Source organism: Streptomyces sp. NPDC025638 (genome assembly GCF_055558775.1).
The window spans coordinates 45,780-70,593 of the sequence record NZ_JBVHLX010000003.1 but is presented as its reverse complement, the minus strand read 5'-3'; the positions used below and the strand labels follow the sequence as shown (position 1 = coordinate 70,593).

General features: G+C 70.6%; 22 protein-coding genes and 7 pseudogenes. 17 read left to right on the top strand and 12 right to left on the bottom strand.

The window, feature by feature from the left end; genetic code table 11:
- Positions 1-33: 33 nt before the first annotated feature.
- From ACZ4EG_RS08305 to ACZ4EG_RS08295, 3 genes are all read right to left on the bottom strand, one after another.
- A complete protein-coding gene (locus ACZ4EG_RS08305) occupies positions 34-927 on the bottom strand; it encodes a phosphorothioated DNA-binding restriction endonuclease (protein WP_467790030.1) in 894 nt (297 codons plus the stop codon).
- A gap of 76 nt (positions 928-1,003) precedes the next feature.
- Positions 1,004-1,258 (bottom strand): hypothetical protein, encoded by a 255-nt coding sequence (locus ACZ4EG_RS08300; RefSeq protein WP_467790029.1) that lies wholly within the window; start codon positions 1,256-1,258, stop codon positions 1,004-1,006.
- A gap of 99 nt (positions 1,259-1,357) precedes the next feature.
- Positions 1,358-2,695 carry a lanthionine synthetase LanC family protein gene (locus ACZ4EG_RS08295; protein WP_467790028.1) on the bottom strand — a complete coding sequence of 446 codons (1,338 nt, stop codon included), beginning with the start codon at positions 2,693-2,695 and terminating at the stop codon, positions 1,358-1,360.
- A 187-nt stretch (positions 2,696-2,882) separates the two neighbouring features.
- Here ACZ4EG_RS08295 and ACZ4EG_RS08290 point away from each other — a divergent pair, with 187 nt between their 5' ends.
- The 8 genes and pseudogenes from ACZ4EG_RS08290 to ACZ4EG_RS08255 form a co-directional block, all read left to right on the top strand.
- Positions 2,883-3,575 (top strand): DJ-1/PfpI family protein, encoded by a 693-nt coding sequence (locus ACZ4EG_RS08290; protein ID WP_467790027.1) that lies wholly within the window; start codon positions 2,883-2,885, stop codon positions 3,573-3,575.
- Between the two features lie 41 nt (positions 3,576-3,616).
- Positions 3,617-3,940 (top strand): hypothetical protein, encoded by a 324-nt coding sequence (locus tag ACZ4EG_RS08285; protein ID WP_453546853.1) that lies wholly within the window; start codon positions 3,617-3,619, stop codon positions 3,938-3,940.
- A gap of 104 nt (positions 3,941-4,044) precedes the next feature.
- A complete protein-coding gene (locus ACZ4EG_RS08280) occupies positions 4,045-5,247 on the top strand; it encodes an MFS transporter (RefSeq protein WP_467790410.1) in 1,203 nt (400 codons plus the stop codon).
- 68 nt (positions 5,248-5,315) lie between these two features.
- Positions 5,316-6,284, top strand: a complete 969-nt coding sequence (locus ACZ4EG_RS08275) for a cyclase family protein (protein ID WP_467790409.1) — start codon at positions 5,316-5,318, stop codon at positions 6,282-6,284.
- Between the two features lie 190 nt (positions 6,285-6,474).
- Positions 6,475-9,327: a SpoIIE family protein phosphatase gene (locus ACZ4EG_RS08270; protein WP_467790026.1), complete on the top strand. Its 2,853-nt coding sequence runs from the start codon at positions 6,475-6,477 to the stop codon at positions 9,325-9,327.
- Positions 9,328-9,457: 130 nt separating this feature from the next.
- Positions 9,458-11,023, top strand: a complete 1,566-nt coding sequence (locus ACZ4EG_RS08265; RefSeq protein WP_467790025.1) for a sugar ABC transporter ATP-binding protein — start codon at positions 9,458-9,460, stop codon at positions 11,021-11,023.
- A pseudogene (locus ACZ4EG_RS08260) lies at positions 11,020-11,904 on the top strand (ABC transporter permease); the annotation flags it as partial. The gene ACZ4EG_RS08265 and the pseudogene ACZ4EG_RS08260, both read left to right, overlap by 4 nt.
- 8 nt (positions 11,905-11,912) lie before the next feature.
- A pseudogene (locus ACZ4EG_RS08255) lies at positions 11,913-12,341 on the top strand (type 1 periplasmic-binding domain-containing protein); the annotation flags it as partial.
- Between the two features lie 142 nt (positions 12,342-12,483).
- Here the strand turns inward: ACZ4EG_RS08255 and ACZ4EG_RS08250 are convergent.
- A pseudogene (locus tag ACZ4EG_RS08250) lies at positions 12,484-12,660 on the bottom strand (thioesterase, FlK family); the annotation flags it as partial.
- Positions 12,661-12,809: 149 nt separating this feature from the next.
- Here ACZ4EG_RS08250 and ACZ4EG_RS08245 point away from each other — a divergent pair.
- From ACZ4EG_RS08245 to ACZ4EG_RS08235, 3 genes are all read left to right on the top strand, one after another.
- Positions 12,810-13,442: a DUF1345 domain-containing protein gene (locus ACZ4EG_RS08245; protein WP_467790024.1), complete on the top strand. Its 633-nt coding sequence runs from the start codon at positions 12,810-12,812 to the stop codon at positions 13,440-13,442.
- Positions 13,443-13,561: 119 nt separating this feature from the next.
- Entirely contained in the window at positions 13,562-14,518 is a 957-nt protein-coding gene (locus tag ACZ4EG_RS08240; protein WP_467790023.1) for a Dyp-type peroxidase, read from the top strand.
- A 58-nt stretch (positions 14,519-14,576) separates the two neighbouring features.
- Positions 14,577-14,690, top strand: coding sequence for a hypothetical protein (locus ACZ4EG_RS08235; RefSeq protein ID WP_467790022.1), 114 nt, complete (start codon positions 14,577-14,579; stop codon positions 14,688-14,690).
- A gap of 94 nt (positions 14,691-14,784) precedes the next feature.
- On the opposite strand, the gene ACZ4EG_RS08230 is transcribed toward ACZ4EG_RS08235, so the two are convergent.
- Positions 14,785-16,389, bottom strand: a complete 1,605-nt coding sequence (locus tag ACZ4EG_RS08230) for an adenosine deaminase family protein (RefSeq protein ID WP_467790021.1) — start codon at positions 16,387-16,389, stop codon at positions 14,785-14,787.
- A gap of 148 nt (positions 16,390-16,537) precedes the next feature.
- Positions 16,538-16,783: a hypothetical protein gene (locus tag ACZ4EG_RS08225; protein WP_467790428.1), complete on the bottom strand. Its 246-nt coding sequence runs from the start codon at positions 16,781-16,783 to the stop codon at positions 16,538-16,540.
- On the opposite strand from ACZ4EG_RS08225, the pseudogene ACZ4EG_RS08220 reads away from it, so the two are divergent.
- Positions 16,674-17,091, top strand: a pseudogene (locus tag ACZ4EG_RS08220) (carboxymuconolactone decarboxylase family protein). The gene ACZ4EG_RS08225 and the pseudogene ACZ4EG_RS08220 overlap by 110 nt on opposite strands.
- A gap of 40 nt (positions 17,092-17,131) precedes the next feature.
- Here ACZ4EG_RS08220 and ACZ4EG_RS08215 read toward each other — a convergent pair.
- A complete protein-coding gene (locus ACZ4EG_RS08215; protein WP_467790020.1) occupies positions 17,132-17,770 on the bottom strand; it encodes a TetR/AcrR family transcriptional regulator in 639 nt (212 codons plus the stop codon).
- A gap of 326 nt (positions 17,771-18,096) precedes the next feature.
- On the opposite strand from ACZ4EG_RS08215, the gene ACZ4EG_RS08210 reads away from it, so the two are divergent.
- From ACZ4EG_RS08210 to ACZ4EG_RS08200, 3 genes are all read left to right on the top strand, one after another.
- Positions 18,097-18,246: a hypothetical protein gene (locus ACZ4EG_RS08210; protein WP_453546696.1), complete on the top strand. Its 150-nt coding sequence runs from the start codon at positions 18,097-18,099 to the stop codon at positions 18,244-18,246.
- 278 nt (positions 18,247-18,524) lie between these two features.
- A complete protein-coding gene (gene ctaD / locus ACZ4EG_RS08205) occupies positions 18,525-20,222 on the top strand; it encodes an aa3-type cytochrome oxidase subunit I (protein WP_453546858.1) in 1,698 nt (565 codons plus the stop codon).
- 3 nt (positions 20,223-20,225) lie between these two features.
- On the top strand, positions 20,226-20,807 hold the full coding sequence (locus ACZ4EG_RS08200; RefSeq protein WP_467790019.1) for a hypothetical protein: 582 nt from the start codon (positions 20,226-20,228) through the stop codon (positions 20,805-20,807).
- Between the two features lie 36 nt (positions 20,808-20,843).
- Here the strand turns inward: ACZ4EG_RS08200 and ACZ4EG_RS08195 are convergent.
- Together ACZ4EG_RS08195 and ACZ4EG_RS08190 are read right to left on the bottom strand one after the other, a co-directional pair.
- Positions 20,844-21,400 (bottom strand): annotated as a pseudogene (locus ACZ4EG_RS08195) (membrane-associated oxidoreductase); the annotation flags it as partial.
- A gap of 69 nt (positions 21,401-21,469) precedes the next feature.
- Positions 21,470-21,721, bottom strand: coding sequence for a hypothetical protein (locus ACZ4EG_RS08190; RefSeq protein WP_467790018.1), 252 nt, complete (start codon positions 21,719-21,721; stop codon positions 21,470-21,472).
- A 312-nt stretch (positions 21,722-22,033) separates the two neighbouring features.
- Between ACZ4EG_RS08190 and ACZ4EG_RS08185 the strand changes: the two genes are divergently transcribed.
- Entirely contained in the window at positions 22,034-22,477 is a 444-nt protein-coding gene (locus tag ACZ4EG_RS08185) for a VOC family protein (protein ID WP_467790017.1), read from the top strand.
- Positions 22,478-22,553: 76 nt separating this feature from the next.
- A complete protein-coding gene (locus ACZ4EG_RS08180) occupies positions 22,554-24,041 on the top strand; it encodes a dihydrolipoyl dehydrogenase family protein (protein ID WP_467790016.1) in 1,488 nt (495 codons plus the stop codon).
- A gap of 73 nt (positions 24,042-24,114) precedes the next feature.
- Here ACZ4EG_RS08180 and ACZ4EG_RS08175 read toward each other — a convergent pair.
- The 3 genes and pseudogenes from ACZ4EG_RS08175 to ACZ4EG_RS08165 all read right to left on the bottom strand — a co-directional run.
- Positions 24,115-24,288, bottom strand: a pseudogene (locus ACZ4EG_RS08175) (TIM barrel protein); the annotation flags it as partial.
- Positions 24,269-24,556: pseudogene (locus ACZ4EG_RS08170) on the bottom strand (Gfo/Idh/MocA family oxidoreductase); the annotation flags it as partial. The pseudogenes ACZ4EG_RS08175 and ACZ4EG_RS08170, both read right to left, overlap by 20 nt.
- A 22-nt stretch (positions 24,557-24,578) precedes the next feature.
- On the bottom strand, positions 24,579-24,809 hold the full coding sequence (locus tag ACZ4EG_RS08165) for an MFS transporter (RefSeq protein ID WP_467790408.1): 231 nt from the start codon (positions 24,807-24,809) through the stop codon (positions 24,579-24,581).
- Positions 24,810-24,814: the final 5 nt, after the last annotated feature.

Here is a 24,814-nt window from a genome sequence, read left to right as displayed (position 1 = left end):
GGCGTCTGCCGTCGGGGCGAGCAGGAGCCGTGGTCAGACGGCGGTGGCCGGGCGTGGGATGCCGTGGAAGACCTGGCGGGTGTGCCAGTCGCGGTGGGCCGCCGCGACGGGCCGGACGCCGGATTGAGGACCGATGAGTGGTCGGCCCGCGAGGGCTATGACGTGGTCGCGGGCGGCGGCGCTGTGGCCGACGAAGCGCTGCGAGACCAGGATGCGATGACCGTCGCCGACGCCGAGGACACCCTTGTCGAAGAGCTTGTGGTGCAGCGAGCACAGACACAGACCGTTGTCGACGTCGTCCGGACCGCCGAACGCCCACCATCGCACGTGCGCGGCCTCCAGCCCGACCGGCACCGCGCCGATCCTGCCGTCGTAACCGCAGAAGGCGCATCGGTACTCGTACGCGGTCAGCACCAGCTCCCGCATCCGCCGGTCCCGCTGCCGCCTCGCCATGGAGAGCTGTTCGGCCTCCGCCGGCTCCAGCCGCAGTCCGACGGCTTCACACAGCTCGGTGTGGAGCGAGGACGGGAAGTGCAGGTCGAGCAGCAAACGAGCCATCCTGCCGAGCAGCGGCGGTTCGCGTCGCAACGCCGCTCTCAGCTCCGGCGCGAGCCGTCCGGTGGCACCCGTCTCCCGGAGATCCCGCACCCCGGTTCCGGGACTGCCCGGCCCGCGGTCGGTACGCACTTCCCAGACGCCGTCACTGACCAGGTGGTGGAAGGGGTAGGCAGGCGTTGTCTTGTTGGGCGGCCCGTACTCGGTCAACAGCCGCTGCAGATCCTCCTCCACGGCGCTGTACCGCAGCCCGCTGTCGGAGTCCTCCTGAAACCGGCCGAGGGCGTACAGGAGCAGCAGCGGCTTGTGGGGAGCGCGCGTGCCGCTCCTGGTCCACTGCCTCAACTTCGCGGTGCGCTCGAGCCAGTCCATGGCTGATGATCGTAGTGAGTCGTACCGGCCACCACTGAGCCGGTGACGGGCAGGGCGCCAGGGGCCGGTCAGTGCCTCAGCCGTCATCGGGCTGCCGGCCCGGTACCACCCACCGCACCCACCCACCGCGTTCCCGGGTTTGGCGCAGCCCGTCCGCATAGGTGACGACGGCGGGAGCCAGGTGGGCGTCGCCGATGTCCTCACCGCGCCGGGTGGAGCGTACGACCGCCGCTCGCTCGGTACGGCTCCGCTCCTCTGCGCCGGGCCAGACCCTGCCTGTGCGACGGGCCATCATGGGGCCGTAGAACACGGCCAGTACGAGGAACACCACGGGGGCGATCGGCCAGGCGCCGACTCGATGAGTGCGAGTGCACCGGCGGGTCGGAGCGGAGTCCTGCCCCCGTCGGCACAGGACGAGCCGCCGCTCCTCTCACAAGGCCGTACTGCGTAGCTGTGGCGGCACTGCCCACCACTGGTCCGGGCGGTCCACCACCACTGCGTCCGGGCCGGTTTCGAGGAACCGGGCGAGGCGGAGAAGGTACGCCGCGATGCCCGCAGCGCCCTGCATCCACGTCGTGCCCGGCGCCAGGAGCGGTGGGTCCTTGCGGTGTTCCAGGAAGCGCCAGCGCGCGCCCGCCTCGTCCCTGATCGCCCGCTCCACCAACGCGTCGCCCATCGTGCGCGCCGCCTGAAGGAGGGTTTCGGCTCGTGGCGTGTCCGCGCAGTCCTGTGCCGCGTCCAGCAGTACGTCCCCTACGCCCGCCGTTCCGCAGCAGCGGCCGTCGTTGTCCCAGAAGCCCGGCCGCAGGCGTTCCGGGACTCCCGAGTCGAGGATCGAGGTCAGGCAGCGCTGCCGGAGTTCGCCGACGTCGAGGCCCGCCACCTCGGTCACGCCCGCGTGCGACAGCGCCGAGAACAGATGGGAGGTGCCCGCCGGACCGTGGCACCAGGTGTACGTCACCGGCTCCACCTCCCGTTTCGACGGCGGGATCGTGTGCGGGACGATGAAGCCGCCGTCCTCCAACGAGCCTACGGACAGCACGTGTTGGGCTCCCCGCACCGCGGCCTCGACGAAGTCCTCCCGATGCAGTGCCGCACCGGCCACGGCCAGCGCGGCGGCCACTCCGGAGGTGCCGTGCGAGTAGTTCGGTGCCCGCGACACCGTGCCCGGCGTCATCCCCCAGTCCAGGCCCGCTTGTGTCCGGTCCGCCGTGCGCAGCAGGGCCTCGCCGCCTGTTGTCGCGATGGCCTCCGCGAACTCACCGCCCGCCCAGACGGCGGTCATCACCACACCGGCGGTCCCCATGATGATGTCGTTGAGGGGCGCGTCGGAACCCGGTTCGAATTCGAGGGTGGTCTTCCAGCCTTCGGGGGTGGCCAGGCCGGCCAGGCGCCGCAGCGCGATCGACTCCCTGCCCGGGGCGAGCAGCCTCAGCGCCATGGTGTCGCCTGCCAGGCCGTCGTACAGCGATGGTTCCGTTCTGCCCCGGGCCTCCTGCGACAGCCTGGTCACGATCCCCGTCGCCAGTGTCCCCTCGCTGTCGCTCCATGCCCGGTACTGCTCGATCTCCGCCAACACCGGGGCGAGACCGGCAATCCCCGCGTACAGCGAGTCCCGATCCTTCGGTGGTGCCGGGTCCTGGCCTTCCTCCGGCGCCGAATCGGGCACCGTCTCCGGCAGCCAGGGGCCCTTGTCATCGAGGACCTGCTTCAGCACCCATGACCAGGCGGCCTCTCCCAGCTCCCGGTACGCGTCGCTCGTCACCACCCGGACACGCTACAGCGGCCCGCTCCCGAAGGGCACCTGCACAAGGGCTGGCGAGATCCCGTTGAAGGGTGTCACGAACGCCTCTGGGGGCGAGCAGTACCCAGGCCTAGCGTGGCGAGCGCAGCCGGCCGGCGTCGGCTCGACCACGACCTCGGAGACAACTCGCCCCGACTTGAAAGACATACACATGCACGTTCAGATCGTTCTGTTCGACGGGTTCGACCCGCTCGACGTGATCGCCCCCTACGAAGTCCTCCACGCCGGCGGGAGCGCCTCCGGCGGCGCGGTGACGGTGGAACTGGTCTCCGCCGAGGGCCCCCGGGAGGTGGTCAGCGGTACCGGAGGTCTGGCGCTGCGCGCCGCCTCCGCCCTGGATCCGGACCGCCCCGGTCTGGTCCTGGTCCCCGGCGCCTCGGGCCGCGTCGGCGAGCCGGGTGAGACGCCCGACCAGGACGCCGGCGCGGAGGCGCGGTGGCGGCAGGACGAGTTCATCCCCGTGCTGCTGGGCCGCACGCTGACCACCGAACTGCCCCGACTGCTCAAGGCGGCCATCGACAATCCGCGGATCACCATGACGGCGGTCTGCGGCGGCTCCCTGGTGCTGGCGATGGCCGGTCTGATCGAGGGACGCAACGCCACGACCCACCACATGGGCCTGGACATGCTGGATGCCACCGGCGTCCACGCCGTACGCGCCCGGGTGGTCGACGACGGTGACCTGGTCACCGGAGCCGGCGTCACCTCGGGCCTGGACCTGGGCCTGTATCTGCTGGAGCGCGAGGTCGGTCCGCGGATCGCCCACGCAGTCGAGGAGCTGTTCGCCCATGACCGACGCGGCACCGTCTGGCGCGCCCACGGCCCCGTCCCCACCGCCTTCTGATGTCCGCCACCCGCACCGAGACCGTGAGGAACCACCACCGCATGACCGTCGAAGGCACCTGGGACCTGACCATCGCCACCCCCATCGGGCGGATCAAGCCCGTCATCGAACTGCGCCGTGAAGCCGGGCGGCTGACCGGGATCGCTCACGGGGCCGGCGAGCAGATCCCCCTCGTGGACGTCGGCGTCGAAGGCCGGACGCTCACCTGGAAACAGTCCGTCACCCGGCCGATGCGCCTGAACCTGACCTTCACCGTGACCGTCGTCGGTGACACCCTCACGGGGACCTCGAAGGCCGGCCGCCTCCCCGCCTCCAAGGTCACCGGCCACCGCCGGACCGCGTCCGAGGCACCGGACCCCCGTTGACGGGGCCGGTCCGGTCGTGCGGCGGCGCCTGTGGCCATCACATTCGTTCTGGCCGCCGCCACGATGGCCGCCGTGTCCCATACAGATGTCTATGGTGAGGTGTGATCGCCAGTGACACCGTCCGCCGTCGGCAGGGCCACCGGCCCGGGTACAAGGCCGCGGCGGGTGTCTTCGCCGTCGGCATGATGGGGACCACCCTGCCGACGCCGCTGTACGGGTTGTACCGGCAGCAGATCGGGTTCTCCGAGCTCACCGTCACCGTGGTGTTCGCCGTCTACGCGGTGGGTGTCATCACCGCTCTGCTGATCGCCGGTGGCTTCTCCGACGTGCTGGGGCGGCGTCCGGTGCTGCTGGGCGCGCTCGCCCTGGCCGCGCTCAGCGCGCTGTGCTTCCTGTTCGAGGGCGGACTGCCGCTGCTGTACGTGGGCCGGGTGCTGTCGGGCTTCTCGGCGGGGCTGCTCAGCGGAACGGGCACCGCGACCGTCCTCGATCTGGCACCGGCCGGGCGGCGTGCACGTGCCGCACTGGCGGCGACCGCGGCCAATATGGGGGGCCTGGGACTCGGACCTCTGGTCTCCGGCTTCCTGGCCCAGTACGCGCCCTGGCCGCTCAAGCTGCCCTTCGTCGTGCATCTGGTGCTCGTGGCGGTCGCCGTCGCGGTCACCTGCCGCCTGCCCGAGACCGTGCACCACGCCGGGCCCCGGCCCCCGGTGCGGCCGCAGGGCATGACCGTCCCACCCGAGGTGCGCGGAGTGTTCGCGCCCTGCGCCCTGGCGGCGTTCGCGGGCTTTTCCCTGCTCGGCCTGTTCACGGCGGTGGCCCCGGCCTTCCTCGCCCAGACGCTCGGCGAACACAACCTGGCGGTGGTCGGTGTCGTCGTCTTCTGTGTGTTCGGCGCCTCGACCTGTGGCCAGGTGCTCATGGGTCGCGTCGGGGCGCGCAGGGCTCTGCCGTGGGGGTGCCTGGTGCTCGTCACGGGCCTCCTCGTCATCGCGGTCTCGTTGCTCGTGACGTCCTTCCCGGTGTTGCTGCTGGGCGCGGTGACGGGCGGCGTGGGGCAGGGCATGGCGTTCCGCGCGGGACTGACGGCGGTGAGTTCTGCGGCGCCCGAGGCACAGCGGGGCGCCACCATCTCGGCGTTCTTCGTCGTCGCGTATGTGGGGATCTCCCTGCCGGTCGTCGGGGTGGGTGCCCTGACGCAGGCGCTGGGGGTGCGCAATGCCGGTCTGGTGTTCACGGGGTGCGCGGTCCTGCTGGTCGCGGCAGTGGGCCTCCGGGTGAGGCGCCACCCACCCCGAGACCTGTGAGGCGGGTGTGTGCGACGCTGGAGTTCTGATCATCACAGCGACTCCGTGACCGGGAGTGGTGGGTGCAGATGAGCTCCGGCTTCGCCGACGGTCCGCGGCCCGCGCCGGCTGCTCCCGGCAACGGGCCCGCCGTCTCCCGGCAGGAGTTCGACGCACTGTTCGAGGCGGTCCGTACGTGGGGGCGCTGGGCCACGGCCGACCGTGGTGCCTGGAACCGGGTCACCGCGGACCACGTGCGCCGGGCCGCGGCCCGCGTGCGGTCCGGGACGGTCGTGCCTCTGGGGCTGCCCTGGAACACCCGGACCGGCCCCGACAACCGCCGTCCCGCCGAGCACCGTATGACCGATCTCGGTGATGTGGAGCCGCCCGAACCCTCCACCCACAAGGACTTCATCGGCGCGGACTACCACGGCAAGGCGGTCACCCATCTGGACGCCCTGTGCCACATCGCCTACCGGGGGCGGCTCCACGACGGCCGGACGGCGAACGAGGTCGTCGACGCCGCCGGTGCCCGCTTCGGCGCGGTGTCCGCGCTGGGGCCTCTCGTCACCACGGGTGTGCTGATCGACCTCCCCGCAGTCGCCGGGCTCCGCTGGCTGGAACCGGGACAGGCGGTCCATGCGCGGGACATCCTCGCGGCGGAGAAGGTGCTGGGCGTGACGATCGGCGAGGGCGACGCGCTGCTGCTGCGCTCCGGTCATGTCCGCCGCCGGAAGGAACTCGGCGCCTGGGATCCCGGCACGGCGAGCGCCGGCCTTCATGTGGACGCCGTACCGCTGCTGGCCGAGCGTGGTGTCGCGCTGCTCGGCGCGGACGGTGACAGCGATGTGCGGCCCTCGCCCGTGGACGGCGTCCACTCCCCGGTGCACGCCCTGGCCGTGGCGGCGATGGGGGTGCCGCTGCTGGACAACCTCGACCTGGAGGCGCTGTCCGCCGCGACGGCCGAGGCGCGGCGGTACGAGTTCCTGTTCGTCCTGTCACCGCTGAACGTGCCGGGCGGGACGGGCTCGCCCGTCAATCCGGTCGCGGTTCTGTGACCGGTCGCGGTGCGGTGATCAGCGGTCTCGTCGGTCTCGTCGGTCACGGCATGCGTCGACGGACCGTCCCGACCGGTCACCGAGTGTGAGCGATCTTGCCTATCGTGACTGACGCCCCTTATCGCCGTATTCTCGTCAATACCGGGTTTTTCAGGGCGATCCGATAGCGCGTGCGTGAGCGAGGCAGAGCGTGGTGCGGTCCGGCGGGAAACCGACGCCCACGGGACGTGCGCCAGGCGGCACAGGGCCCGTACGTACCCGTGAACGGTTCCTGCAGGGTGAGACGGTCGAGGAAGGCGTACGGACGCCGATCCTGGGCTCCTGGCAGCGCTGCCGGACCCTGGGCCTCTCGCCGGACCAGGCCGGCCTCCCCTTCCGCGAGGATCTCGACACGGACGGCAGACTCGTCCACGCGGCCGTCCCGGTGCTCGACCGGCTGCAGTCCAGATTCACCGGCAGCGCGATGAACATCTCCATCGCCGATGCGCACGGAGCCGTCCTCCTGCGCCGCTTCGGCGATGCCTCGCTGGCCCGTACTTTCCCCGCGATCCAGCGCGTCCCGGGATTCGTGTTCGCCGAGCAGTACGCCGGGACCAATGGCATCGGGCTCGCGCTGGCGGAACGTCAACTCGTCCGGGTCTGCGGGGCCGAGCACTTCGCCGAGCGTGCTCAGGGCAGCGCCTGCCGTGCGCTGCCCGTCCGCGATCCGCTCAGCGGACGCATCGAAGGCGTCCTGTGCTTCGGCTATCCGCGGGACGCCGAGCATCCGGCCCTCGCCACCGTGATCCGCGAGGCGGCCGAGGCCATCGAACGGCGGCTGCTGGGCCAGAGTTCCGTGCGCGAGCGTGCGCTCCTGCGGGCGTACCTGGACGCGAGGACCGATGCCGCCGCGGATCCTCACCACCGCATAGGCGTGGACGAACTGGCCCCCGAGCTGCACCCCCGTGACCGGGCAGCCCTCCTGGAGAGGGCCGCCGAGCTGATCTCCTGCGCCCAGCGGGCAGCGGCGCACATACGCCTGTCCGACGGCCGGCAGATCACGCTGGTGAGCCGGCCGACGACAAGCGCCTCGGGGGTGGAGGGCGTCGCCATCGAAGCCGTTCTCACCGGCCCCGAACCCCGGCCACCCGTCACCATCCCGCATCAGTCGGACGAGGTCGTCGACGGCTCGGGGCACGCACCCCTCCCCGCCGGCCCGCCGCCCGGACAGGCTCCCGCGGTCCCGGTCCCGGTCCCGGTCCCGGTACCGGACCGCGACCGCGTCTTCGCCGCCCCGATGCGCACGTTCGTCGGCAGCGGCTCGATGACGGACCTTCAGCCCGGCTCCCGGCCGCCGACGAGGGGGCTCGTCCTGGTGGGGGAGCCGTACGTGGGGGAGTACGCCCTCGCCGCACGGCGCCGACTGGAACTGCTGTCCGAGGCCAGCGCCCGCATCGGCACGACCCTGGACGTGCGCCGGACGGCCGAGGAACTCGCCGAGACGGCGATCCCGCGACTGGCCGACTTCGTCACCATCGACCTGCCCGAGGCCGTACTGCGCGGCGAGGCGTCCGCCGACCCGGAGAGCGATCTGCGGCGCACGGTGGTCCGCGGCATCCGCAACGACCTGCCCTTCAGCCCGGTCGGCACGCGGATGGACTTCGGCCCGACCACGCCGCAGCTGCGGTGCCTGACCAGCCGGCAGGCGGTACTGGAACCGGACCTGAAAGTCGCCGCGGGCTGGCTGGCCCAGGACCCCGAGCTGGGCGAGCGGCTGCTGGCCTTTGTGCACTCCCTCATCACCGTTCCCCTCGTGGCCCGCGGTGTCGTCCTGGGAGTCGCCGGTTTCTACCGCTCGCAGGACCCGGACCCCTTCGGCGACGACGACCGGTCACTGGCCCAGGAACTCGCCGCGCGCGCCGCCCTGTCCATGGACAACGCCCGGCGTTACACGCATGAGCGCGCGATGGTCCTGGCGCTGCAGCGCAGCCTGCTCCCGCACTGTCTGCCCGATCAGGACGCCGTCGACGTCGCCCACCGCTACATGCCCGCGGAATCCGATGTGGGCGGGGACTGGTACGACGTCATCCCCCTCTCCGGCAACCGTGTCGGCCTCTTCGTCGGGGACGTCATCGGCCACGGCATGCTCTCCGCCGCCACCATGGGCCGCCTGCGCACTGCCGCGCGGAGCTTCGCCGAACTCGACTTCCCCCCGGACGAAGTCCTCGCCCATCTCGACAACGTCGTGGGCCGCCTCGACCGGGAGGACCCCGAGACCGAGGACTTCGGCATCATCGGAGCGACCTGTCTGTACGCGGTCTACGACCCGACGTCACAGCAGTGCGCCATGGCCCGCGCCGGTCACCCCCCGCCCGCGCTCGTCCACCCCGACGGCACCGTGTCGTTTCCCGACCTGCCCGCCGGTCCCCCTCTCGGCCTCGGCGGCCTGCCCTTCGAGACCGCCGAGTTCCACCTGCCGGAGGACAGCCGACTGGTCCTGTACACCGACGGACTGATCGAGGACCGCGACCGCGATGTCGACGAAGTGCTCCGCAGTCTGTGCGGCGCCCTGGCGCACCCCGAGCACTCGCCCGAGGAGACCTGTCAGGCCGTTCTGGATCTTGTGGCGCCCGACCACCCCTACGACGACATCGCCCTGCTCGTCGCCCGCACCCACGCCGTGGCCGTCGACCGCATCGCCACCTGGGACCTGGCCTCGGACCCGGCTCTCGTCGGGGAAGTCCGGGCAGGCGCCGTACGGCAGTTGGCCGACTGGGGACTCGACGAGACCACCTTCGCCGCCGAACTGATCCTCAGTGAGCTGGTGACGAACGCCGTCCGCCACGGTGCGGGGCCCATCCGGGTACGGCTGCTGCACGGCCGCAACCTGATCTGCGAGGTCTCCGACACCAGCAACACCGCCCCGCATCTGCGCCGGGCCGCCACCACCGACGAGGGCGGTCGCGGCCTGTTCCTCGTCGCGCAGCTGTCCCAGAGCTGGGGGACGCGCTACACCTCGCAGGGCAAGGTCATCTGGGCCGAATGCGCGCTGGCCGCGGCCTGACGGTCCGTCCATCCGCCGGGATCGCGAGGCGATGCGGAATGTTCGGAATTCTTGGATTTGCTCCGCTAATAGCCCTTATGCATCAGAGACGTGTGTTTTCGAAGACGAATATGCAATCCGAGACGAACCCATGGACGACCCCATCAGGCCGATCTCCGGAGTCGGAGCCGAACCCCTGGTCCGCGTCCGCGGGCTCGGCAAGCGCTTCGGCGGAACCCTCGCGCTGGCCGGGATCGACCTCGACGTTCCCGTCGGCAGTGTGCTCGCGCTCCGCGGCCCCAACGGCGCGGGAAAATCCACACTCATCAAGGTGCTCGCGGGTGTCCATCACGCCGACACCGGACGGATCACCGTCGCCGGGCACCCGATCGGCACCCGGGAGGCGTCCCGCGACATGTCCTTCATCCACCAGGATCTCGGCCTGGTGGAGTGGATGACGGTCGCCGAGAACATCGCACTGACCGCCGGTTATCCACGCCGCGCCGGACTGATCTCCTGGCGGCGCACCACAGAGCGCTGCACCGACGCCCTGCGGCTCGTCGCGGGACATCTCGACCCCGACGCCCCCATCGCCCAACTGGCCCCCGCCGAACGCTCGTTGGTTGCCATCGCGCGAGCCCTCGCGGCCCGGGCGAAGCTCATCGTCCTCGACGAGCCGACCGCCCGTCTCCCCGCGGTGGACTGCGCCCGGCTCTTCGGCGTCCTGCACGCCCTGCGCGACCGGGGACACGGCATCCTCTACGTCACCCACCGGCTCGACGAGGTGTACGAGGTGGCCGACACCTTCGCGGCCTTGCGCGACGGGCGCCTCGTCAGCCACGGCTCCCTCGCGGGCCACAGCCCCGCCCGCCTGGTGCGCGACATCGTCGGCGAGGAACCGTCCGGCTTCCGCCCGGCCAGGACCCGTACCGACGCTCCTCCGGCCGGGGCGGGGAGGCCCGCCGTACCCACCGTCCTGGCCCTCGACCGCGTACGCACCCCCGGCGCGGGACCGGTCAGCCTGGAACTCGCCGCCGGGGAAGTCCTGGGACTCGTCGGCCTGACGGGCGCGGGACACGCGGACCTGGGCCGAGCCCTCGCCGGTGCCCGCCCCCTGCTCGACGGCCGGGTGCTGCTCGGCGACCGCCCGTACCACCCGCGCAACGTCGGGGATGCCGTCGCCCTCGGCGTCGGACTCGTCTCCGCCGACCGGCAACGCGAGGGCTGCGCCGCCGAACTGACGGTGCGGGAGAACCTGCTGGCCAACCCACGCGTCGGCGGCCTGCCCGCGCTGCGCTGGATCAGCCCCCGCCGGGAACGCGCCGTCGCCACCGTCCTGATCGACCGCTACTCGGTGCGCCCCCACGACACCGAGGCCCCCATCGCCACCCTGTCGGGCGGCAATCAGCAGAAGGTCATGATCGGCCGGTGGCTGCGTTCGGGACTGCGCCTGCTCATCCTCGAGGAGCCCACCGCAAGCGTGGACATCGGTGCCAAGACCGCGGTGTACCGCCTGCTCGACCAGGCGCTGGACGCCGGCCTCGGAGCCCTGCTCATCTCCACCGACTTCGAGGAAGTCACCCATGTGTGCGACCGCGCCGTGGTCTTCGTCCGCGGGTCCGTGACGGCCGAGCTGAGTGGCGCGGGCCTGACGGTCTCCGGGCTCATCCGGGCGGCCTCCGCCCTGCCCGCCCGCGGAACCGCGACCGGCCCGTGACCGCCGCCCCCTCCCCGCCCCGACCGCGACGGCACCGCCCGGGCGGCCACCTCGTCTCCGCCTACGGCCTGCTCGCGCTCACGGGCCTGCTCTTCCTGGCCTTCTCCCTCGCCCTGCCCCACACCTTTCCCACCCGGGAAACCGTCGACTCGATCCTGTCCACCCAGTCGATCCCCGCCATCCTCGCGCTCGCCGCCATGGTCCCCATCGTGACCCGGGCGTTCGACCTCTCCATCGGCTACGTCCTCGGACTCGCGCACGTCATGGTCCTGCAGCTCATCGTCAACGCACACTGGCCCTGGCCCCTCGCCTGCCTCGCCGTGCTCGTCGGAGCGGGCGTCGTGGGTGTCCTCAACGGCGTCATCGTCGAGTTCGGGCGGATCGACTCCTTCATCGCCACCCTCGGAACCGGCAGCATGCTGTACGCCGTGACCGGATGGGTCACCGGCGGCGGACGTATCGTCCCCGGCGTCCAAGGACTCCCGGCCGCCTTCACCGACCTCTACGACTCCACGTTCCTCGGCCTGCCCGTCCCCGCCTTCTATGCGCTGGCCCTCGCAGCCGTCCTCTGGCTGGTGCTGGAGCGGCTGCCGCTCGGCCGCAGCCTGTACGTCATCGGATCGAATCCGCGGACCGCCGACCTCGTCGGCATCCCGACCCGCACCTACACCGTCTACGCCTTCACCGCCTCGGGGCTGATCACCGGCTTCGCCGGCATCCTGCTCGCGGCCCAGCTGCGGGTCGGCAACCCGAGTGTCGGCCTCGACTATCTGCTGCCCGCCTTCGCCGGCGCCCTCCTCGGCTCCACCGCGGTGAGACCCGGGCGCCCCAATGCCCTGGGCACGCTCGTCGCCGTCGCCGTCCTGGCCGTCGGCCTTTCCTCGCGTAGGAGAACATCCCGATCGCGGACGCGAGCAGCCGCACACCCCGGGAGGTCTCCTCGCTCCTGTCCCGCTTCCAGAGCAAGTGGACCCACTCCGTCGCCATCAACGACCTGTACTTCGCCGACGCCGCCCCCGCCTTCCGCGCCGCCGGCAAGAAGGGCTCCGGCCCGCCCTTCAACATCGGCGCGGGCGACGGCGACCCGTCCGCCTTCCAGCGCATCGAAAGCGGGCAGTACCAGACCGCCACGGTCCCCGAGCCGCTGTCCCTGCAGGGCTGGCAGATCATCGACGAGTTCAACCGCGCCTACTCCGGCCGGCACGCCAGCGGTTATGTCGCCCCCGTCCACCTGGCCACGGCCGCCAACAGCGACAGCGCCACGACGTGGGACCCGTCTGGCTACCGGGAGGGCTACCGACGGATCTGGGGCCGGTGACCGCGTCCGTCGGTGTGCCGGAACGCCGGTCGCCCGAGCGCCCGAGGTACGGCGGCGCTGAGCGGCCGTTCGAGAGGAACCGCTCCCGGTCGACGACCGCCCGGTCGATCTCGCCCTCCGCTACCAACCTCCCCGAACCGTCGACGGCCCGTACCCGGAACGTGAGGCGCCGGCCCGCGGCGGCCGGAGGTTCGGCGAAGACATCCACGCACTCGCCGACCCGTGTGGCCCGCACGTGCTCGACACGCAGCGCCGTACCCACCGTTGTCCGACCTGTCCCGACGAACGGCGCGGCGGCCCGCAGCGTCGCCGCCTCCATCCACGCGGTCAGCCGCGGAGTGGCCAGTACGGGCACGTCCCCCTGCCCACGGCCACCGCGGTGTCGGCCTCGGTCACCTCATGGCGCATCGCGTCACGCCAACTCGCCATGGCGGCGGCATCCAGCCGCTGGGACTACCGTGGTGGTCCGTGAAAACCTGGTTGCCCCTGGACGCCGTACCCCGCCTCGTCGGCGCGGTGGTCTTCGGAGCCGTCGTGGGCGCGGCCGTCGGAGTGCCGATCGATCCGGTGCTGGGGGTCCTCGCGGGCATCGCCGCAACGGGGCTGATCTTCGTCCTGGCAGGCTGGCTGGTGCTGTGGCCGATGGACGCGACCGCCACCCACCGCAATGCCCGGCGTGAGGACTTCCGGCCCCTCGCCGAGGAATCCGTGATCGTTGCGGTGGCCTTGTGCGGACTGATCGCCATCGTGCTGATGCTCGTGCGCAGCCGGTCCGAGACCGGCCACGCCGCTGCCGCGACCGCGCTCGGCGGCGTCTTCATGGCATGGGCCGCGCTGCACCTGATGTACGCCACGCGTTATGCCGCCGTGTACTACGAGACGGCAGGCGGGATCGACTTCAACTCGGACCGCCCACCGGCGTACCGGGACTTCTTCTACTTCAGCTACAACCTCGGCATGACGTACCAGGTGTCCGACAACAACGTGTCGAGTTCGGCCATCCGTGCGATCGTGCTGCGGCACACCCTGATCTCGTACGTCTTCGGCACCAGCATCCTCGCCACCGCCATCAACCTCGTGGTGGGCATCGTCAGCGGCTGAGGCCGTACGCGCGCGGACTCCCCCGAGTCGCAGCAGGATGGAGAACGAGCAGCATGAAGTGAGGGACATTTCGTTCCGATGACGACAGGTTTCCTTCGCACCCGTGAGGAGGCGGGCTCGTGCTCGAGTTGCAGCCCGTGATCGTTCCGCCTGCCCAAGCCGCCCTGTTCCTCGTGGCCACCATCACGCCCGGCCGCGAGGAGACCGTCCGGGACCTGCTGGAGGATGTCTCGGGCCTGTGCCGCTCGGTCGCCTTCCGCGCGCCCGACGACGAACTCAGCTGCGTCGTCGGCATCGGATCGGGGGCCTGGGACCGGCTGTTCAGCGGGCCGCGCCCACGGGAGCTGCACCCGTTCGTGGAACTGGCCGGTGAGCGCCACCGGGCCCCGGCAACGCCGGGAGACCTGCTGTTCCATGTGCGCGGCCGTCGTACGGACCTCTGTTTCGAACTGGCCCGGCTGATCGCGGAGCGGCTGAACGGTGCCGTCACGGTGGTCGACGAAGTGCATGGCTTCAAGTACTTCGACGAGCGCGACCTGCTCGGCTTCGTCGACGGCAGCGAGAACCCCGGCGGCCGGGTCGCGGCCGATGCCGCGCTCATCGGCGACGAGGACCCCGACTTCAGGGGTGGCAGTTATGTGATCGTGCAGAAGTACCTGCATGACATGACGGCGTGGAACGCCCTGTCGACGGAGGCACAGGACAAGGTCATCGGACGGACCAAGCTGACCAACGTCGAACTCCCCGACGACATCAAGCCTGCCGACTCGCACGTGGCGCTCAACACCATCACCGACGAGGACGGCAACGAGCGCAAGATCATTCGCGAGAACATGCCGTTCGGCAGCATCGGGGAGGGTGAGTTCGGCACGTACTTCATCGGCTATGCCCGTACGCCCGACGTGACCGAAGAGATGCTCAGGCACATGTTCCTCGGCGACGGCGGAGCCAAGCACGACCGCATCCTCGACTATTCGACCGCGGTCACCGGATGCCTGTTCCACGTGCCCACGGTCACCTTCCTCGACGACCTTCCCGCGGCTCCCGTCACGGAAGCTGCGGAGGTGGTCGGGTGACCTGCGCCGAATCGCGTCACCGTGGGCTCTGTGGAATCGTGGGTGGTCGGAACGCAGGATGCTTTCTGATGCGCCGTATCCGTGGGAGGTGGCCATGTCCTCGAAGCGACGCCGGAAGAAGAAGTCCCGTCGTAAGCACGCCGCGAACCACGGGCGCCGTCCGCAGTGCTAGTGAAGCAGTGGCGGTGACAGGGTAGGGGTGGGCCGGGTGCACACCCGTCGGCGTGCACCCGTGTGGGGTGGGCGTGCACCCGTGTGGGTGGGCGTCAGGCGCCGTTGCGGCGGAATGCGCGTTCGAAGGACGCGAAGGCCGCCTCCTGGCGCCACTCGACTGCTGCCTTGGGGCTGGACGCGAGCAGGTCACGGCAGCGCCGGCTGGGCACGGGAGTGCCGAGCACGTCCCCCTGGCAGGCGGCGACGGGGCGGTAGCCGATGGCCGTCGGGTTGCCCCGCCACAGGCCGGCGCCGCGCAGGAAGGCGTACTGGACGGAGGCGCGGGCCAGGTCCTTGAGCTGGGGGTAGGACAGCGCGTAGGTGTCGTGGGCGTACTGGTATTCGTGGCTGATGTCGATGCGGGAGACGCCGGGGTCGTCGGTGGCCAGGACGACGGGGACGCCGTAGGCGCGATACGTCTGGAAGGGGTGCTCGGCGCCCTTGATGCCGAGGATCTGCGCGTTGCTGGAGAAGGGCACCTCGACGGCCACCTGGCGAGCGGCCATGGTGCGGGCGAGCGCCTGCCAGTCGTTCTCGTGGACGAAGTCGACGCCGTGCCCGATGCGCTCGGCGTGGGCGACGTTCACGGCCTCGTCGATGTGGAACGTGAGGTCTTCCGGTTTGACCAGGCCGGGCCGCAACTCACCGGCGTGCAGGGTGACATGGGCGTGCGGGTACTGGGTGCGGAGATAGGCGATCATGCGCATCTGGAGGCTGTAGTCGCGCAGCGCGATCTCCCCGTCCTCGGGCTGGACCAGGTTGATGGCGACGAACCGTCCGTCGCGCTCGGCCAGGCGCATGCCCAGGGCGATCTGGGTGAAGACCCGCTCGGGCGCGGTGCCGCGCGAGACCTGCGAGATCCACCGCACCGTCAGACGGCAGCCGGGCCTCGGGCGATCGGTGCCGCAGCGCTCCTCGGCGCGGAACTCGGCGTCGGCGTCGTCGGCCTCCTTGCGCGCGTCGGCGACCACCTTGTCGAGCTTGCCGGCCGCGACGAGCTTGCTGTGCAGGCGGGCGAGGTCGCTGTCCCAGCCGACCTCGGCGGCGAGCCGGCGGGCGCCGTCGGAGGCGGGGGTGACCATGGTCTCCAGGTAGAACTGGTTCTGATCCACGATGCCCTCGGCGACCTGGGCGAGCTGCTTGCCCCGATGGCTCCCGGTGACCGCGCCGAACTTGCCGAACGTGGCGAAGAAGTGGTCGTGGCCGCTCTGGTCGGGCGGGAAGTCCTGCATGGACCACGCCCTGATCACTGCCTGACGGAAGGCGGGGTCGGTGCGGGTGTCTGCGGCAGGGCGGGTGCCCGGTCCACAGGGCGGCTGCACGGCGGTCATCGTGGCTGTGTCGATGCACAGGCCCTCCTCGGCGGCGAGCTGGAGGAGGTACTCGGTCGCCACCGCGCCGGAGAGGTGGTTGTGCAGGTCCGCGCCCTTGGGCAGGTGCCGGAAGAAGTCCCGCTGCAGGCCGGGGTTGCCGTCGATGGAACGCAGGTAGGCGTCGGTACGGAACTCGCCGACCGTCACCGGCCGCGGCGGAGGCGGAAGGTCGACGCGTGCGGTGGTGGGCCGGGCGGCAGCGGGAGCGGCCGACAGCGGGGCAAGGAGCGCGGCCAGGGCGACCGTGCCCAGCCCGACGGGGAGAAGGGCCCGGTGCCGGTTCATGGTGGGGGGCGTTGGAGGGATCACCCCGGCATCATGACCAGCGCGGCGGCCGGATTCCGGTAGGACCAGGGGTGTTTGGGCCACAGTCACCCGGTAGGGGCGGCGCACGGAGGCGCATTGCCGGCCCGGCGTAGAGGGGAGACGCAGGTCACATCCGCTCGTGTCGCAACTGGGGGAGCTGTTCGGTCCAAGGGGTGTAGCCATCGACGACGACGCAGGAGTGAACCATGGAAGCTCGTCTGAACGTCATGGCCGACCCCGCCGCGGCCAAGGCCTTCAAGCACATCATCGCCGCGAGCAAGTCCCTCGCAAAGTCGACGCTGCCGGCCTCGACGCGTGAACTGGTCTCGCTCCGAGTCAGCCAGATCAACGGCTGCGCCGGATGCATCGACATGCACACCAAGGGGGGCCGCGCACGCGGGGGAGACGGCAGTGCGTCTCCACCTGGTCGCGGCCTGGCGGGAGGCCACGGTGTTCACCGAGGCCGAACGCGCCGCCCTGGAGCCGGCCGAGCAGGGCACCCGCATCGCCGACGCGGCCGGTGGTGTCACCGACGAGGCCTGGGAGAACGCCGCCAAGCACTACGACGAGGACCAGCTCGCCGCCCTGGTGACCCAGATCGCCCTCATCAACGCCTTCAACCGCGGCAACGTCATCACCCAGCAGCCCGCCGGTGACTACCAGGTCGGCCAGGTGCACTGACCGGCACACCATGGCCGCCGGTGTCGTCCGGCACCGGCGGTCATCTGTGCGGCTGCGTCCTCGCCGTCATCAGGGCCGCCGCGTCGTGGAGCAGCCGCGCGTGCAGCTCGAACAGCGCGACCAGGTCGACGGCGTCGCCCTTGATCTCCCGGTGCACGAACAGGCCGTCGGCGCCGGCGATGGCGTAGACGGTGAGGGTCTGCACGTCGTCCTGGTCCAGGTCCGGGAACAGGGTCGCGAGCACTTCGGCAATCCTCTGGTGGGCGATGCCCCGCACCTGGAGGAACACGGCCCGGCCACGCGGCTCGGTGGGCCGCCGCTCCAGGGCGAGCATCAGGCCGAGGCGCAGGAAGTCCCGGGCGTCGACCAGTGACTTGGCCACGTTCGCCGCCATGGCAGTGGCCCGCTCCAGCGGCGTGCCCGTCTCTTCGCCGGGCAGTTCCACGGCCGTCAGCCAGGTCTCGAAGCTCCGCTCGATGACTGCGGCGATCAGGTCGTCCTTGTCCTTGAAGTGCCAGTAGATCGAGCTCGCCGGCAGGCCGCACTTGGCGCTGACCGCCGCGATCGAGGTGCCCTCGTAGCCGCGCTCGCCCGCGATCTCGACGGCGGCGTCGAGGATACGGCGGCGGGACTCCACACCGTTGGCGCGCTGCTTCCGCCCCGTATGCCCCCTGGTCATGTGCGCGCCTCTCCGATCCGTGCGGTGCCCTTGACCGTCGTAGGACGGCCACCTGCTGATCAAGCGCCCAGCCTAGTTGGAGCAGCCGCTACAGCAGGAGCGGGGCTCGGCTCAGCCGGCGATGGGGTCGACGAGATCGAGGTCGGGCAGTTCGAGCGAGCAGAGTCGCGCGGCCTCGTCGGCGGGGATGCCGAACTGCCGTAGCAGACCGCAGGCGACCAGGTCCGCGGACTTGGCGTCGTCGCGGTCGGGCTGTGTGCAGCAGCGAGCCCAGTGCGAGTGCGGCGCCTGCCGTCACCGCCAGTGCGAGGTAGGAGGTCACCGGGGTGAGCGTCGACGCCGAGTCCGGGACGGTGACGGTCACCGTGACGCTCCGTGCCCCGGCAGCGGCCGGCGTCATGGCCGAGGTGGAGCGCGGGGTCGGCCATTTCGCGGTGCCCTGCCGCATCGTCACCCGGCACCGAGGTGACGACTGACGTACCGCAATGCGCGGTCGACAACTCACGACGGAGCCCTGCGAATCGGGCAGTGCGCCGATAACGTCGTAAACGTTGGTAGGTTGCCTCTCCGTTCTCCAGAAGTGGGCCACCTGGCCCTAGTCGCCGACGGTTCTGGGACTGTTCGGCCCTATCCGGCCCCGGCACCCCTCCGACGATCATGAGGCGGCGGCCGGGAAGGCCCGGTACCCACCCGCACTGTGGCACTTCCCGGTCGCCTTCACATGACACGAGGAGGGCACCGTCCGGTGGGCGAGATGCAGGAACAGCAATTGGAGACGTTGCGGCCGGCGGCCGCGCCGGTCTCCACGGCCGGAGTCATATCCGGGGACACGGAGCAGACGGCCGGCCGGCGGTCGACGTGGGCGGAGTGGCTGACGACCACCGACCACAAGAAGATCGGGACGATGTACCTGGTGACCGCCTTCGTGTTCTTCATCGTCGGCGGTGTGATGGCACTGCTGATGCGCGCCGAACTGGCCCGCCCCGGCCTGCAGGTGATGACGAACGAGCAGTTCAACCAGGCGTTCACCATGCACGGCTCGATCATGCTGCTGATGTTCGCGATGCCGCTGTTCACCGGCTTCGCGAACTGGATCATGCCGCTCCAGATCGGCGCCCCGGACGTTGCCTTCCCGCGCCTGAACATGCTCGCCTACTGGCTCTTCCTGTTCGGCTCGTCGATCGCGGCGTTCGGCTTCCTCACCCCGGGCGGAGCGGCCGACTTCGGGTGGTTCCTGTACGCGCCGCTGTCGGACGCCGTGCACTCGCCGGGCCTCGGCGCGGATCTGTGGATCATGGGCGTCGCGCTGTCCGGGTTCGGATCGATCGCCGGTGCGGTCAACTTCATCACGACGATCATCTGCATGCGCGCACCCGGCATGACGATGTTCCGTATGCCGATCTTCGTGTGGAACGTGCTGCTGACCGCGCTGCTGATCCTGATCGTGTTCCCGGTGCTGGCCGCGGCGCTGTTCGCGCTGGAGTGCGACCGCAAGTTCGGCAGTCACATCTTCGACGCGGCCAATGGCGGGGCACTGCTGTGGCAACACCTCTTCTGGTTCTTCGGCCATCCAGAGGTGTACATCCTGGCGTTGCCGTTCTTCGGCATCGTCTCCGAGGTCATCCCGGTCTTCTCCCGCAAGCCGATGTTCGGCTACCTGGGACTGATCGCCGCGACGATCGCGATCGCGGGTCTCTCGGTGACGGTGTGGGCCCACCACATGTATGTCACCGGCGGTGTGCTGCTGCCGTTCTTCTCCTTCATGACCTTCCTGATAGCCGTGCCGACCGGGGTGAAGTTCTTCAACTGGATCGGCACCATGTGGAAGGGCTCGCTGTCCTTCGAGACACCGATGCTGTGGACCACCGGCTTCCTGATCACATTCCTCTTCGGCGGCCTGACGGGCGTGATCCTGGCGTCACCGCCACTGGACTTCCACCTCTCCGACTCGTACTTCGTCGTCGCCCACTTCCACTACACGGTCTTCGGTACGGTCGTGTACGCGATGTTCGCCGGCTTCCACTTCTGGTGGCCGAAGATGACGGGCAAGATGCTCGACGAACGCCTCGGCAAGATCACCTTCTGGACGCTCACCGTAGGATTCCACGGCACGTTCCTGGTCCAGCACTGGCTGGGGGCCGAGGGCATGCCGCGCCGTTACGCGGACTATCTCGCGGCCGACGGGTTCACCGCCCTGAACACGATCTCCACGATCAGCTCGTTCGTGCTGGGCCTGTCGATCCTGCCGTTCTTCTACAACGTCTGGAAGACCGCCAAGTACGGCAAGCCGGTCGACGTCGACGACCCGTGGGGCTACGGCCGCTCGCTGGAGTGGGCGACCTCCTGCCCGCCGCCGCGCCACAACTTCGTCCGGCTTCCGCAGATTCGCAGCGAGTCCCCGGCGTTCGACCTGAACCACCCGGAGATCGCCGCTTTCGAGGCGGCGAGGTAGGCCATGCCACAAGCCGTCCTCGCCATGGGAGTCGCAGTCACCACCGCGTCCGGCTGTGTCTGGTACGTACCGGCACTCGCCGACCTGCGCGCCGGCGCCGACCGGCCCGTCTCCCGGCGCAGTGCCGCCGCGGCCTGCCTCATCGGCTGGGGCACAGCAGGGTGCGTCGCGGTGCTGTTTCTCGTCGCCGAGGGATGGTGGATTCCGTCCGTCGTGGCCGCGCTGGGCATCGCGGTCACGGCGGTCCTGCGGATACGCGCGGCCGTGCAACGGCGCCGGGAGCGGCACGAGGTCGCGCGCCAGTGGACGGAGCTGCGTCACGATCAGCCCCCGCCCGACCCCGGTCGTGCCCGAAAGGCCGTTGCCGTCCTCATCGGCTGCGGGCTGACGGCGGCTTCGGTCCCCGTCTGCCGCTGGGCGGTCGCGAGCCCCGGGGCCGGCACGGGCTGGTGGGCGCTGGCCGCCGTGCCGTCCACGATCGGTCTGTCCCTCGTCATCGCGGTCACGTACATGCACGTGGTCCGGCGTCCTTCGGGGACTTCACCCACCCTCGTCGGGAGGGACCGCCGACCACCGCGCCGATGACGTCACGGCTCTCACGGGTGCCGGCTGCTCCGCGTCTCACTGGCGGCTGATGGTCCGGGTCATGCCGGCGACGACCGTCGTGGCAAGGATCCAGCCGGCAATCACGAGGGCGTAGGACAGTGTCCGGTACCAGCCGTCCGGAGCGAAGGCGCCCTCCTGCCCGAAGGAGATCACGGGGAGCAACAGGTCGAGGGTGAAGAACACCGGGTTGAAGTGCGGTGCCTCGGACGCCTTGAGAGGACGGGGATGGTGCAGGGCGTAGGCGACCGACCCGACCGTCAGCAGGGACAGCAGCCACGCGCCCGCGAGGAGGGGGCGGTAACCGTAGCCGACGGTTGCTTCCTGGAGGTGGCCCAGGCGCGGGCGTACCAGGGCAGGGTGCCACGGTGCCTGCGTAACTCGGCGAGTTGGACGACACGAGCACCGTGGTCGTCGCCGACGCGGCGGTAAGCGGCCGTCAACTGCTCGTAGGCATGGGGGAGATAGCCATCGCCGTCCCTGCGCAGCATGGGCGGGCGGCGCTCGGCGGGTTCGTGCGGGGACAGGGTGCTGTAGCCGAGGTTGTTGAGGAGCACCTCGCCCGGTACGACCTCCGCAGTCGGTATCCGTAGAGGTCGGGAGCCGCTTCGAAGTAGCAGTGCTCAGCCGGACGGGCTGGTCGATCACCCCGATGCGAGATTCGGTGTCCCGGTGACGCGGACGCCGCGGATTCTGAGCGCGGCGATCTGCCCGTCCTCCTGCGGCGTACTCACCAGCAGTGCCTTCAGCACCGACGCACGGATGGTCCGCTGGGGCCCCCAGTCCGCTCCGGCGCCGGGATCCTCGCCCTCCGCCGCTCGGAAGCCCACTGTTTCGCCGCGGGAATACGCCCTCCGCACCTGTTCCTCGGCCGGCGCCAAGTCGTCGAAGTCCATCAGCGGGGACTTTGACTTGACGCGTCGCCCTTGTCAACTGGTTTCTGATGTAAAGGAATTGAGCACGCGGACCAGCGACGGCACCCGCGCAACCGAAGGAGCCGCGCAGGGCCCGGACGTGTGTGTGTCGCCGGGCCGACGCCGCGGGCCGGCCTGCCCGGGGACCCCCGGTGGGTACAGGCCCCCGCCCGCACCGCTCGCCGGACAGGTCGACCCGCGCGACAATGAGCAGGTGTCGTGGTGCCCGGTGCGACCCACGCTGCGCGGGCTTCGGCAGGCCCAGCCGCCGCGTGTCCAAGGGAGCGGTCATCGATGGACATGAAGTTCGAGGTCGTGGTGATTCCGGTCGCCGACGTCGACCGGGCCAAGGGCTTCTATCAAGCGCTCGGATGGCGTCTCGACGCCGATTTCCCCGGCGAGGACGGCTTCCGGGTCGTGCAGTTCACCCCGCCCGGCTCGCAGGCGTCGGTCATCTTCGGCCAGGGCGTCACCGCGGCGGAACCGGGTTCCCTGCAGAACCTTTATCTCGTCGTCACCGACATCGACGCGGCCCGCGCCGAACTCGTCGACCGCGGGGCGGATGTGTCCGAGGTGTTCCACGACGCCGGCGGGATCTTCCATCACAGCGGATCCGAGAAGCGCGTAGCCGGCCGCGCACCGGCACCGGGCGACTACGGCTCGTTCGCCACGTTCAGTGACCCCGACGGCAACACCTGGTTCCTGCAGGAGGTCAAGACCAAGGCACCCGGACGTTGACCGTGCCCACGACAGAGGTCCCGCAGTGTACGGGCCGGGGAGCGGAACCGCCTGCGGAGGACGCCGGAGGAGCTACATGAGTGCAGCCGTGGACCCCGACCGGACCGAATGGGACGTGATCGTTCTGGGCGCCGCCGCCGCCGGGGAGAACGCCGCCCAGTACGCCACGCAGTTCTCGGGCCTGGACGCGGTGCTGGTCGAGGCGGAACTCGTCGGCGGTGAGTGCTCGTACTGGGCGTGCATGCCCAGCAAGGCGCTGCTGCGGCCCGGCGAGATGCTGGAGAACTCCCGGCACGTGCCGGGGGTGGCCTCCCTGATCGCCCGACGCGGGCTGGACGTGTCCGCGGTCCTTGCCCGCCGGGACCGGGTCGTCAACGGACTCGACGACAGCTCGCAGGTCCAGTGGGCCCTGAACACCGGCATCGACGTGATCCGCGGCTACGGACGGCTCGACGGTGAGCGCACCCTGCGGGTCACCGCTGCCGGTGGCGACGAGCGCACCCTGACCGCACGGCACGCCGTGGTGATCGACACCGGCTCGTGCACGGCGGTGCCGCCCCTTCCCGGTCTGGCCGACGCCCGGGCCTGGACCTCGCGCGACGTCACCAATCTGCACGAGGTGCCGCGCAGCGTGGTGATCCTGGGCGGCGGTGTGGTCGCCTGCGAGTCCGCCACCTGGCTGCAGTCCCTCGGCGTCGAGGTGACCGTCGTCTACCGCGGTACGGGTCTGATCCGACGCGTCGAGCCCTTCGCCGGCCGGATGGTCGCGGACCGGCTGCGGGAGGCCGGGGTGAAGCTGGTCCCCGGCCGGTCGGTGAGCTCGGTGTCCCGGAAGAACCCGCGGGACACGGGAGTCGGCATGGTGCACGGCGGACCGGTCACCGTGGTGCTCGACGACAACGGCGAGATCACGGCGGACGAACTGGTGCTCGCCACCGGACGCACCCCCAACACCCAGGACATCGGGCTGTCCACCGTCGGTCTGCCCGACGGCGGCTTCCTCACCGTCGACGACGAACAGGCCGTACAGGGCGTGGACGGTCAGTGGCTCTATGCCATCGGTGACATCTGTGGGCGCGCGCTGCTCACGCACATGGGCAAGTACCAGGCGCGGATCGCCGGTGAGGTGATCGCGGCGCGCGCCGAGGGACGCATGCACGCCGACCCGCTGACCACCGCGGACGGTCACCGCGGCAATCCGCAAGTGACGTTCACCGAACCGGAGGTGGGCTCGGCGGGCCTGACCGAGCAGCAGGCCCGTGCGGCGGGCCTCGACGTCGAGACCGTCGAGTACGACATGGCCGGCCTCGCCGGCACGTACGTGATGCGCGAGGACTATGTCGGCCGCGCCAAACTGGTCGTCGACCGGGCCACGGACACCATCGTGGGGGCGACCTTCGTGGGGTCCGGCATCGCGGACCTCGTGCACTCCGCGACGGTGGCCATCGTGGCGCGCGTACCGCTGTCCGTGCTGTGGCACGTCGTCCCGAGCTATCCCACGGCCGCCGAGGTCTGGCTGCGCCTGCTGGAGGGACTGCGCGCCCAACGCCACGCCGCGTCGTGACGGCCGGCCCACGGCAACCGGGCATCACTGTGGTGTCCGCCCTCGGCGAGGACGGACACCACGGTCAGTACCGCTAGGCGGCGGGGAGTTCCTTGGTGATGCGGTCGAGCATGAACGCCGAGGAGTCGTGGGCGCGTTCCTCCCACGCGAAGACGCACGCGGTGGCGACGCCGTCGAAGCCCAGCTCGCGCAGCGTGCCGAGGAACGCGTCCCAGTCGACCTCGCCCTGGCCGATGTCCAGGTGCCGGCCTGCCGGCCGCGACGGTGTTCAGGACGTGCTCGGCGTGGGTGGGCCTTTAGGAGGTGACGAGGACGGCGTCCACGTCGGGCGAGGCGATCAGATCGGCCCCGGTGGGAAGGGCGGTGGCGCCGACCCGGGCGGCGACCTCGGTGGCCCGGGCCGCGTCGATGTCGGTCACGGCGGTGACGGTCGGCCCGGTGACGACCTCGGTCAGGCGTCGTATGTGGTCCTGGCCGATCATTCCGGCGCCGATGACGCCTACACGTACGGTCATGGTCGTATTCCTTCGAACGAGGTCAGGAGAAGCGCGCCCGGAGTTCGGCTTCGAGGGTTTCGAGGGTGCGGCCCTTGGTCTCGGGGACGGAGAGCTTGACGAAGGTGAACGAGAGCAGGCCCGCCACCACGAAGAGGAAGAACGTGTTGGAGACCCCGATGCCGGAGACCAGGGACGGGAAGACCATGACGGCGAGCGCGGAGACCTCGCTCAGTTCGGCCTCGGCCCGCTGCTGGGACCGGACCTGCTTCAGGACCT

Bases quoted from the DNA above. Each gene is read 5' to 3' on its own strand.
- ACZ4EG_RS08305 (WP_467790030.1), bottom strand. From the start codon at position 927: ATGGACTGGCTCGAGCGCACCGCGAAGTTGAGGCAGTGGACCAGGAGC.
- ACZ4EG_RS08290 (WP_467790027.1), top strand. From the start codon at position 2,883: ATGCACGTTCAGATCGTTCTGTTCGACGGGTTCGACCCGCTCGACGTG.
- ACZ4EG_RS08285 (WP_453546853.1), top strand. From the start codon at position 3,617: ATGACCGTCGAAGGCACCTGGGACCTGACCATCGCCACCCCCATCGGG.
- ACZ4EG_RS08275 (WP_467790409.1), top strand. From the start codon at position 5,316: ATGAGCTCCGGCTTCGCCGACGGTCCGCGGCCCGCGCCGGCTGCTCCC.
- ACZ4EG_RS08265 (WP_467790025.1), top strand. From the start codon at position 9,458: ATGGACGACCCCATCAGGCCGATCTCCGGAGTCGGAGCCGAACCCCTG.
- ACZ4EG_RS08235 (WP_467790022.1), top strand. From the start codon at position 14,577: ATGCTTTCTGATGCGCCGTATCCGTGGGAGGTGGCCATGTCCTCGAAG.
- ACZ4EG_RS08230 (WP_467790021.1), bottom strand. From the start codon at position 16,389: ATGAACCGGCACCGGGCCCTTCTCCCCGTCGGGCTGGGCACGGTCGCC.
- ACZ4EG_RS08225 (WP_467790428.1), bottom strand. From the start codon at position 16,783: ATGTCGATGCATCCGGCGCAGCCGTTGATCTGGCTGACTCGGAGCGAG.
- ACZ4EG_RS08215 (WP_467790020.1), bottom strand. From the start codon at position 17,770: ATGACCAGGGGGCATACGGGGCGGAAGCAGCGCGCCAACGGTGTGGAG.
- ctaD (WP_453546858.1), top strand. From the start codon at position 18,525: ATGCAGGAACAGCAATTGGAGACGTTGCGGCCGGCGGCCGCGCCGGTC.
- ACZ4EG_RS08200 (WP_467790019.1), top strand. From the start codon at position 20,226: ATGCCACAAGCCGTCCTCGCCATGGGAGTCGCAGTCACCACCGCGTCC.
- ACZ4EG_RS08190 (WP_467790018.1), bottom strand. From the start codon at position 21,721: ATGGACTTCGACGACTTGGCGCCGGCCGAGGAACAGGTGCGGAGGGCG.
- ACZ4EG_RS08185 (WP_467790017.1), top strand. From the start codon at position 22,034: ATGGACATGAAGTTCGAGGTCGTGGTGATTCCGGTCGCCGACGTCGAC.
- ACZ4EG_RS08180 (WP_467790016.1), top strand. From the start codon at position 22,554: ATGAGTGCAGCCGTGGACCCCGACCGGACCGAATGGGACGTGATCGTT.